The organism is Arhodomonas sp. KWT, from assembly GCF_010993615.1.
Window position 1 is genome coordinate 2,174 of the sequence record NZ_WNXE01000132.1, and the last position, 1,818, is coordinate 3,991.

Annotated in this window: 1 protein-coding gene and 1 pseudogene; both read right to left on the minus strand. The window is 72.6% G+C overall.

Annotated elements, in window-relative coordinates; translation table 11 throughout:
* Positions 1-780: pseudogene (locus tag G7A99_RS14675) on the minus strand (hypothetical protein); the annotation flags it as partial.
* Positions 777-1,818: pilus (MSHA type) biogenesis protein MshL (mshL, locus tag G7A99_RS14680; protein WP_205599866.1), on the minus strand; the 1,042-nt coding region annotated here is incomplete at its 5' end. The gene mshL and the pseudogene G7A99_RS14675, both read right to left, overlap by 4 nt.

Sequence of the window (1,818 nt, forward strand, 5' to 3'; positions counted from 1 at the left end):
ATACAGTTCACGGGCGTGCTCGAGCGCCCCGCCCGTGAGCGTGCTGCTCGCCCGGTTCGCGGTGGTGCCGTCCGGTGTACGCGTCTCCCGGGCCCCGGCTGCCGGGGAGGGCGGTGAGGCGGTCCGGCCGGTGTCGCCGGTGTCAGGGGAAACCGGCTCCGTGCCGTGTTTTTGCCCGCCCGTCGCCGGCGTGTCATTCGCTGCCGCGGCGACGCCGGACGGTGTGTCGTCGCCGTCATTCGATGCCCTGTCCGTACCCTCGTCCCGGGCGCCGTTGTCCGCCGGCGGCGGGCCACTGTCGGCGTTGGCCGCGGTGCCCGCCGTGTCTGCCGGCGCCCCGTGCCGGTCCGTCTCCTGCACCTCTCCGCGATCCGCGTCCGGATCGGTGCGCCCGTGTTCCGCCGGCTCGCGCGTGTCCGCCACCGTGATGGCCTCCGGGGCGTCCCCCGGCCGCTCCGGTGCCGCCGTTACGGGGGACGGGGCTGGATCCCGGACGTCCGCCGCCGATGACGCCGCTCCCGTGGCCCTCTCGTTCACGCCCGTCTCCGGGGGGGACGGTATGACGACCGCCTCGGCGGCGGCCGGCCGCGGGGGTTCAGGCGCCGGGGCCAGCAGCCGCATCGCCAGCAGCGGGCTCACTGCACCGAGAACGGCGACGGTCGCCAGCCCCGCGAGCCGGCGCGGCCAGCGCCGCGGCCCGGCCGTCGAACCCGCCGGGGGCAGGGGGCCGCGGGCCGTCTCCCCCTCGACCTCCTTGAGCGCGCGGTGGATCAGGCTCATAGCACGTGCACGCGGAGGGCGACCACCAGCTCGCGGGTCTCCGTCAGGCGCTCGCGGGTGCCGAAGAGCCGGCCCACGAGGGGCACTGACGACACGCCGGGCACGCCCTCGTCGCTCTTGCTGCTGGTCTGGTCGATGAGTCCGCCGATCAGGGCGACGTCGCCGTCGTTCAGCCGCAGCGTGGTGGTCAGGCCCTTGAGGTTGACCTCCGGCAGGGAGACCCGGGTCTCGCCGCCGACGTCGACCAGCTGCAGGCTCTGCTCGTCCACCTCCGTCTGCATCGGGCGGACCAGCAGCTCGACGGAGCCGTTATCCCGGACGTAGGGGACCACGCCCACCATGACGCCGGAGAACACCGAATCGGTCTCAACGTCCGAGGTGGTGGTGGTGGCGCCGCCGCCCGGTGCGGTCTCGGTCACCGAGCTGCTGGAGACGAAACGCGAGGTGGTGCCCACGCTCAGCATCGCCGGCGTGCCGTTGCGGGCGAGGATATTCGGGTTCGAGAGCACGGAGACGCTGCCGAAGGAGTCGAGCGCCTGGAGGATCGCGCCGAAATTGCCGTCCCGGTAGGCGACGCCCAGGGACTTGCCGTTACCGTCGGTCACGTTCCGCTGCGGGATGGTCAGCGAGGTCCCCGGCAGGGCCCCGCCGGCGTTGGGGAGGTTGGCCGTGGTGCCGCCGAGCTGAGTCGCGGCGCCGGTGATCACGCCCCCGAAGTTGTCCCGCAGCACGGTCCAGTCGATGCCGAACTTGAAGCCGTCGCTGAGGCGCACGTCGATGAGCTGGGCCTCGATGAAGACCTGCCGCCCTACCGTGTCCTTGAGCTGTGTGATGTAGCGGTCGACGGCGTGGATCTTCTCCGGGCGTCCCTTGACGTAGAGGGACCCGGAGACCTCGTCCACCGAGACTGTCGAGCGCTGGCTACCGGTACGCTGACGCTGCTCCTCGTCGTCGCCGCCGCTGCCCTGTTCGTTGCCGAGGATGTTGCGCACGCTGCCCTCGACCACCTGGTAGGGGCTCTCCGTCACGCCGCCGCTC